Source organism: bacterium (assembly GCA_021372775.1).
GTDB lineage: Bacteria > Acidobacteriota > Polarisedimenticolia > J045 > J045 > JAJFTU01.
Genome location: JAJFTU010000029.1, coordinates 1 through 8,057 on the forward strand (window position 1 = coordinate 1; position 8,057 = coordinate 8,057).

At 67.6% G+C, this 8,057-nt stretch carries 8 protein-coding genes and 1 tRNA gene; 5 read left to right on the forward strand and 4 right to left on the reverse strand.

Features of this window, described 5'->3' with window-relative positions; genetic code table 11:
- Positions 1-675, reverse strand: a 675-nt coding sequence (sufC, locus tag LLG88_01045) for a Fe-S cluster assembly ATPase SufC (protein ID MCE5245496.1), incomplete at its 3' end; no start/stop codon positions are given.
- Positions 676-703: 28 nt separating this feature from the next.
- A complete protein-coding gene (locus LLG88_01050; protein ID MCE5245497.1) occupies positions 704-1,213 on the reverse strand; it encodes an Rrf2 family transcriptional regulator in 510 nt (169 codons plus the stop codon).
- A 146-nt stretch (positions 1,214-1,359) separates the two neighbouring features.
- Here LLG88_01050 and surE point away from each other — a divergent pair, with 146 nt between their 5' ends.
- The 3 genes from surE to LLG88_01065 all read left to right on the forward strand — a co-directional run bounded on the left by surE (position 1,360) and on the right by LLG88_01065 (position 2,978).
- Entirely contained in the window at positions 1,360-2,118 is a 759-nt protein-coding gene (surE, locus tag LLG88_01055; GenBank protein ID MCE5245498.1) for a 5'/3'-nucleotidase SurE, read from the forward strand.
- The gene (locus tag LLG88_01060) at positions 2,115-2,783 is read left to right on the forward strand and encodes a protein-L-isoaspartate(D-aspartate) O-methyltransferase (GenBank protein MCE5245499.1); all 669 of its coding nucleotides are present in this window, start codon (positions 2,115-2,117) and stop codon (positions 2,781-2,783) included. Before surE ends, LLG88_01060 begins: the two co-directional genes overlap by 4 nt.
- 118 nt (positions 2,784-2,901) lie before the next feature.
- Positions 2,902-2,978 (forward strand) — tRNA-Pro (locus LLG88_01065).
- A gap of 1,363 nt (positions 2,979-4,341) precedes the next feature.
- Here the strand turns inward: LLG88_01065 and LLG88_01070 are convergent.
- Both LLG88_01070 and LLG88_01075 read right to left on the reverse strand, forming a co-directional pair.
- Positions 4,342-5,430 (reverse strand): hypothetical protein, encoded by a 1,089-nt coding sequence (locus LLG88_01070; protein MCE5245500.1) that lies wholly within the window; start codon positions 5,428-5,430, stop codon positions 4,342-4,344.
- Between the two features lie 3 nt (positions 5,431-5,433).
- A complete protein-coding gene (locus LLG88_01075) occupies positions 5,434-6,486 on the reverse strand; it encodes a DNA cytosine methyltransferase (GenBank protein MCE5245501.1) in 1,053 nt (350 codons plus the stop codon).
- Between the two features lie 501 nt (positions 6,487-6,987).
- Between LLG88_01075 and LLG88_01080 the strand changes: the two genes are divergently transcribed.
- Complete coding sequence (locus LLG88_01080; protein ID MCE5245502.1) at positions 6,988-7,305, forward strand: hypothetical protein; 318 nt, start codon at positions 6,988-6,990, stop codon at positions 7,303-7,305.
- A gap of 151 nt (positions 7,306-7,456) precedes the next feature.
- Positions 7,457-8,057 (forward strand): hypothetical protein (locus tag LLG88_01085; GenBank protein MCE5245503.1); only part of this gene is annotated, 601 nt, incomplete at its 3' end.

Consider the following 8,057-nt stretch of genomic DNA (forward strand, 5'->3'; position numbering starts at 1 on the left):
GTCGATCATCACGTGGATCACGTCGGGGGCGACGTAGCGCAGGATCCGCTGGTAGTGCGTGATCAGCAGCAGCCCGCGTTCCGGCGCGCGCATCCGCTCGATCCCCTCGGCGACGACGCGCAGCGCGTCGATGTCGAGCCCGGAGTCGGTCTCGTCGAGGATCGCCAGCTTCGGCCGGAGCAACGCCATCTGCAGGATCTCGAGCCGCTTCTTCTCGCCGCCCGAGAAGCCGTCGTTGACGTAGCGGGCGGCGAACGAGGAGTCCACGCCCAGCAGCTCCATGTTCTGCTGCACGAGGCGGCGGAACTCCTTCACCCCGAGCGACTCGCCGTGCACCGCGCGCGTCGCGGCGCGCAGGAAGTTGGCGACGGTGACGCCCGGAATCGCCATCGGATACTGGAAGGAGAGGAAGATCCCGCGGCGCGCCCGCTCGTCCACGGCGAGGCCGGCCATCGGCTGGCCCTCGAACAGCAGCTCGCCGCCGGTCATCACGTACTTGGGGTTCCCCATCACGACGTGGGAAAAGGTGCTCTTCCCGGAGCCGTTGCGGCCCATGATCGCGTGGACCTCGCCGGGGCGGACCGTCAGGTCCACGCCCTTGAGGATCTGCTTGCCGTCGATCTCCGCGGTCACGCCGCGGGCCTCGAGCAGGGGGGCGGTGTCGTTCTGGTTCATCGGGTCGTCTCTCTCCGCGGGCCGGCCGTCACGGTCGGCCCGGCAGCGCCGGCAAAAGCGCCCCGCGGCGGGGCGCGACGCGCGTGCGGTCGATCTCGGCCGCGAGCTGGGTGACGTGGGCGTTGACGTTCATCTCGCCGCTCAGCAGGTCGGCGAGGGAGATCGAGTCGAGGAAGTCGTGGACGACCGCGCCCAAGGTGACCCAGACCGGGCGGATGCCGCAGTCGCCGTGGTAGGCGCACCCTTGGCCGTCGTTGGCCCCCGAGCAGCGCTCCAGCTCGAACAGCCCGCCGCTCATCCCCTCGATCACCGCCGCGATGGAGATCTCCTCGGCGGGGCGGGCGAGGACGTAGCCGCCTTCCTTGCCGCGGATCGACCGGACGAGGCCGAGCTGGCGCAGGCGGCTCATGATCTTCGCCGTGTTTTCGTCCGAGAGGCCCACGGCGGCGGCGATCTGTCCGATCGTCGTCTTGGCGTCGCCCTTGGCCAGCTGGCTGAGGCAGCGGATGGCGTATTCCTCTTGGGCCGTGACTTTCATCGCTCGTCTCCGTGGGGAATCTTAAGAATACTGGATTTTCCTGTCAAGTATGAAGCCGGATTCTGTATTGATTCCCGGCCTCCGCCGGTCCCGCTTTGACCGGCCGCCCCGCGCCGACTAACCTTTTGGTCCGCTTCGGAGAACCCATGACCTCCTCCGGCCACGTTCTGCTCACGAACGACGACGGCTTCGACGCCCCCGGCTTGGCCGCCCTGGCCGAGGCGGCGGAGCGCGTCTTCGCCCGCGTCAGCGTCGTCGCGCCGGAGCGGGAGCAGTCGGCGATGTCCCACGCCCTGACGATCCGTCGCGCCCTGCGGGCGAGGCCGCGCGGGGCGGGGCGCTGGTCGCTCGACGGGACGCCGACCGACTGCGTCAACGTGGCCCTCTACCAGCTCCTCGACGCCCGGCCGGACGCCGTCCTCTCCGGGGTCAACGCCGGCTACAACCTCGGCGACGACCTGACCTACTCCGGGACCGTCGCCGGGGCGCTCGAGGCGCGGCTCCTCGGCGTGCCGAGCTTCGCCTTCTCCGCCGGCTGGGAGGCCGGTCCGGAGGAGTTCGCCGAGGCGGCGGCGATCGCCGTCTCGCTCGCGGCGCAGGCGCTCCGCGAGGGGCTGCCGCTCGACGCCTTTCTCAACGTCAACATCCCGAAGAACCCGCGCGGCGTCCGCGCCGCGCGGCAGGGGCGGCGAGCCGCCCCGGTCGCGCTCGGCCGCAACGGCGCCGAGGCCGAGGGGCTGTTCGAGGTCGAGCTCAACGACGCGTGGCGCGCCGAGCCGGGGGCCGACCACGCGGCGGTCGCCGATGGGTTCGTCTCGGTCACGCCGCTCCACGCCGACCTGACCTTCCACCGCGCGCTCCCGGTCGTCGAGGGGTGGTCGCTGCGGCTGGAGGGGGAGCGTTGAAGCGCTTCGACCCGTTCGAGACCGTGCGGTCGAAGATGGTCGAGAAGCTGGCCGCGCAGGGGATCGGCGACCGGCGGACGCTCGACGCGATGGGGCAGGTGCCGCGGGAGCTGTTCGTCTCGCCGGCGCTGCGCGGCAAGGCCTACGAGGACGTGCGGCTGCCGATCGGCCTCGGGCAGACGATCAGCGCCCCCTCGACCGTGGCCCGCATGTCGGCGCTGGTGAACTCGCCCGACAAGAGTCGGGTGCTCGAGATCGGCGCCGGCAGCGGCTATCAGGCCGCGGTGCTCGGCGCGATGGGGTACATCGTTTATTCGGTCGAGCGTCACGCCCAACTGGCGCGCGAGGCGGCGGAGCGGATCGCCGACCTCGGACTGCTGAACGTCTCGATCAAGCACTTCGACGGCACCTACGGCTGGGCGGCCAACGCCCCGTACCGCGCGATCATCGTCACCGCCGCGGGGCCGGAGGTGCCGGTGCCGCTGCTGCGGCAGCTCGAGGACGTCGGCCGCCTCGTGATGCCGCTCGCGCGCGGCGCCGAGCAGCGGCTGGTGGCGATCGAGCGCGAGGGGGCGCGCCTGCGCGAGACCGACCACGGCGCCGTGGACTTCGTCCCGCTGATCGGCCGCTACGGCTTCGCCGCCGACGACGCCGCGAAGCGCTGACGCGTCGTTTCGCCGTCGTGCGCGCGTTTCTTCGCCCCGCGAGATTTGACAGCGCGGACCCCTTCGGATATGTTCTTCCGGCCTCGCGGGGAACGCGCCGCGCGGCAGTCCATCAGGTCGGGGTGTAGCGCAGCCTGGTAGCGCACCTGCTTCGGGAGCAGGGGGTCCCGAGTTCAAATCTCGGCACCCCGACCATTTACGAGTCGCGCGAACTTGCCACCTCAGAAGTCGCGCTCGTCCACTCCCGAACAACACGTCTTTGGCAGGCCTCCCGCGCCAATTTCGGCGAAGGGAAGGCCTGATGGCTCGTTCGACGTCACTGAAGCCGCTGCCGGGTGTCTTCGAGCGCCGGAACAAGAACGGCACCACGACGGTTCTCACCGCCCGCGACGTTCCGGGGCTGCCGAAGCCGAAATGGGAGGATGTCCGCACACGGGGCGCCGAATGCGGGGCCTCGACCGGAAGACTTCTCCCGCGCAGGCTGCCGCGAGGCGTGTCGAGCGCTAGGCCGAGATCGCAGGAGGAATGTACTGGCGGCATCCGTGACCGCAGGTGTGCAACTGACCCGCTCGTGGCGGGAGCTCTGACTCGCATTAGCGCGCACGAGAAGGAACAGCCTGCGCGCACCGACTATGATGCCGAATAGGCTAATGGTACACGGAGGACGCGTCGTCGCCGACGCGAGCACCCGACGTTCTGCAGCGTTCGGCACACTGCAGGTTCGAGGCATCACCCGCCGCGTGGTGAACTGGTTTCGCGCGGCCATCCTCGCCCGGACGGAGAATAACGGGCAGCAGACCGACCGGGTAAACGCAGAGGCAGGGGACCTCGCGCCTGAGGCAGTTCGTGACTTGGCTCGGTAGCGAGGACCTCCTCACTGGGAACCCTGCTGAGTTCCTCCAACTCGTGAAGAGCCCAAAGCCCCCGCCGGAAGAACGGCGTGCTGACGCCTGTCCAGATGGCAGCGATCCTGAATGCCGCACAGCCGCGGTTGGCAGAGGCGATCGAGTTGATGCTGCCCGGCTGCGGGCGACGGCTAACCGATGTGACAGAGTCCCGAGCCGAGAAGATCGGCTTGCAGAAGAAGACGCTGACTCGGCGGGACCCGAAGTGTCAGAAGTGGGTTCCAGTCCCGATGCGGGCCTCCTCCGCGCGTGGCCAGCGGTGGGCAACGGGCGTCGCGCGGCTTCGTTGAGACCTTGCCACGTCCGTTGAATCGTCCTGATGGAGAAGAAGATTGACCGCGCCTGACCAAGGATCAGCGGACGTCGCTCACGACGAATCGCGGATGCTCTCAGGGCGGTTCTTCACGTAGCTGTCTCGGCGCGCGCGAGACCGTGCTGGCTTCATTCCTTGCATGCGAGGGTCTTGTCGGATAACGGAATCGTCGCGCTGACCCGACACGCCGACGAGGACACGCGCTGGGCTTGTAGCGCAGCCTGCACGATGCGTGACCGGATACGGAGGAACTCGCGAACCTGCACGCCGCGTTTCGAGGTAGCGCGGTAACGGCAGGTAGGCGCGCGATGAGCGGTGCAGCTTGTCCGCCATCCTGGTTCTAGATCGCGCTGACGTCGTCGAGGAACTCGTTCACGACCTTGCGGTAGGAATCTTGGAAATCACATCGGTTGCACAAGTCCGGTTGACACAGGTACTCCCATGCCTTGTTGACGACATCCCGCAGTTCTGATGCGGACAATTCCGCCGCCATCACCATCGCGAAATCATGGATATCGACGACGGCAATGTCCCGCCCGGTTGGGGAAAGGAACGCGATCAGTTTAGCAGGGACGGCTAACTCATCGTCCGAATTCACCTTCGAGGCGATGATGATGTACTTCGACAGTTTGAACCGGTCCATCTTGTCCTTGAAATCTGGAAGCCGGTTCTTCCAGTCCGGCCGGACGGTCACCTCGTACGCGCCCACCACCGCGCCGCCACTCAACTCCTCCACATCACCTGCGCTCCCGGAAGCCTTGTCTGCACCGTGAGGATGGTGCGTCCGGATTTCCAGCCTGTGCCGGCGACGATGTACGTGCAGCATCGCGGCTACTAGGAATTGCTGGACGTGCCCTTGGGTTGGCAGGTCGAGGAGTTGCTCGAATAAATTCTTTGCTCGCGCAAACGTCAGGACATCGCTGCCCACCGGCGGCATGGGCGCTGTGGGCCGCCGGGACTGGGCGAACTTCTCCGCAAAGTAGTCCGCAACCAGTCGAATCTCCTGCGGAGTCGCTTTCGCCAGGATCTCGGCGAGTTTGTCGAAGTGAGGATCGGCTGAAAGCCGAACGTTCTCGACGTTGCCTTTCCAGCCGAGGTTTTCGCCGAAGGCTGTGATCGCGTTGTGGATCGTCACATCACGACGGGTCAACTCTGCTGCGAGCCGCTTGTCACCGTACTCGCCGCGAAGCCCGGTCGGAATCTGCACCTTGTTCCAATCTGGATCAGCCAGTGCGTAGAACGCGAAGAATAGTGCCGCCGTCTTCGCGCTTCCGCCGCTTTCGCTAAGCTGGAGGTCACATACCTTCCTGTGCTCCGGCTTCGGAAGCACGAGCTTCGCCCCGTTGATGAACTCGTCTACGCGCTCAATCGCCTTCGTTACGGCTTCTTCGACGTGTCGGTTCCGACCTTCTCGCCCGTTGCTGGCCACCGCTCACCAGAGTCTTCCCGTAAGTGGAACTGGGGGAAGGAATTCTCTATCCGAGTCAGCGGCTCGGTCAAGCTGTTGCGACAGGGCCAGCGCGATGTGCTCGGCTAGCCGGGGCGGTACGGCATCACCGACTTGCGTGTATTGCGCACTGCGGGAACCGGCGAACTTCACGTCCGGGGGGAAAGTCTGAAGGAGCGCAGACTCTTCAATCGTGAGCCTTCGTGCACCTGGCACTTCGCCCTCACGGGGCTCGCCGCCACGCAAGAGGTGGGCATGGTACTCGGGAGCGATGTTAAGCGTATCCACCCAGTGCGTCTTGTACCCACCTGCCGACGCCAGAATTGTGTGGCACGGCGCGCTGAGGTTGATCGGGCGTCCGCCCCCGTTGTACACGTGCCCTGCGTAGGGGCTAGGCCGGAGATCCGGGAACTTGGCGTACTTGACGGGGCAGTTGGGTGGCTCCCCGATCGGTTCCGCGCCGATCACGGTCCCGGATGCTACAAGCGGTAGTAGCGACGCCTCTGAGCCGTGAGTGGGCCGCGGAAACCGGTATGTCCGCCCCCGCATCCCGACCACGAACAGACGCTGCCGCTTCTGAGGGACGCCGTAATATGCGGCGTTCAGAACACGCCACGTCACTGTATACCCGAGCCGCTGGAACTGACCGACCACACCATGCAGGTAGTCGACGCGATCCGGCACAATCAGGCCGGGCACGTTCTCCATTACGAAGGCGTCAGGGCGAACGATTTTCACGGCGCGCACGAACTCGGGAATCATGTCCCGCTCGTCCTTGTGTGCCTTCCGAAGCCCACCTGTCGAGAACGGCTGGCAAGGAGGGCCGCCGTAGATTACCTGTGCGGAACCTCGGTACGCCGTCAGGTCCAAATCTCGAATATCGCCCTCGAAGTGCTTGGCGTCGGGTGTGTGAGTCCGGTACGTCTCGACCGCTTCGGGTCGGATTTCGACCGACAGCACTGGGCGAAAACCGCCAGCCTTGAATCCGAGCGTCAACCCACCCGGCCCAGAGAACAGATCAAGAGCTTCGATCGCCATCGTCTCCCCACGGCCGCCGTGGTGCCTCTGCTGGCCACGGACCTGTGACTCCAGAGAATATCTTACCGTCGAACAGCGGCGGGGACTCCCCGACGCGTGCCGGCAGCGGGACGCGAACGCCGGACCGGCGGGGAACGCCGCGTGAGAGGTCAGCGGGCGCATCGTCGGACGCGGTTCATCACGTGATGCAGGGCCAACCGCCTGAAGAACCGTGCGGCCGCAGGTGGGCGTTCGTGACGCCGACGCCCTGCGGAAGAGAGGACCAGTGGGAGCTATCGCGTCGCTGCGACAGGCGTCGGGGGGCGGCGCGAAGCGCGTCGCGCCGCGGCGGCGATCGAGGTTCCGCGGGCGCGGGGGGGGCCGACGAGGGCGTACGGGGCGGAGACGAGCCCGTTGCGGGGGGAGGCGCGCTATGGACGTTAGCTCACTTGTGCGGATCCTGCTTACTTGCCTGATCACGTTCGAGATTCCGTGCTGCGACCCGCCCGGCGACGAGTGTCGTTGATCCACCGTCTCGACGCCCGCCGCTCGACGATCGTCGAACCTGCCGCGATGTTGGACCGCCAGCCTGAGACGGGGCGCGCCACGCCGGAGTACGTCGTCGTGCCGCCGCCGGCCGCACCGGAGCCGGTTCCGTTTGAGGACGTGCCGGGCTGGTCCGGCGGCGAACAGGTTGAGCGGCACCATTGCTCGGCGAAGAGCGGTTCTTCCGACGAAGCCCGCGCCGCGGTCGATCGGGGGCGGCGCGGGGGCGCGGCCCTCCTGACCGCGGTCGATCGTTCGCGCGGCGCAATTTGTCGCCCGGCGCCGTCGTCGTGAAGCGTTCGAGCGGCGGTAGACTGGCGCCGGTCTCGAAAAGTCGCGACTGGGCCAACCGCAGGTCGTCGTCAGGTCGTTGTGGACACGGCGCTGTTCGCATCGAGGGACGCGGGCGCCGCGGACTGCGCATGTGGCTGCAAGGGGAATCCCCATGACCGTCCGAGCTCGTCTCTTCGCCGCGCGGGCCGCCGCGCTGCTGTTGTCTTGGGTCTGCGCGGGCGCCGCCTCGGCGGGCGAGCGCGCGCCGCTCACGTTCGAACAGCGCGTCGAATGCCGGCGGGCGGTCGAGCAGGTCCGCTGGAACCATCGCGCGTGGCCGAAGGAGAACCCCGGCCCGAAGCCGTCGCTCGCTGAAGTGCTTCCGGACGCGGCTTTGCGCGCGAAGGTCGAGGCGGAGCTCCGGACGTCGAGCCTCCTCGCCGACTACTGGCGGCGGCCGGCGACGGCGGATCTGCTGCAGGGCGAGATCGACCGAATGGTCCGCGGCACGAAGGCGCCGGAAACGCTGCGGGAGCTGTTCGCGGCGCTGGGCGACGACCCGTACCTGATCGCGGAGTGCCTCGCGCGCCCCGCGCTGGAGCGGCGGCTCGCGGCGCAGTCGTTCTCGGCCGATCGGCGGATCCACGGCGCGCAGTTGGCGGGGATCGAGGCGGAGGTGGCGGCGCTGCGCGGCGACGGCGCGGCGCTGTCGAGGCTCTCGGGCCGTTACGTGGAGACCACGCTGACGCTCGACGACGACGCGTCGGACGGCG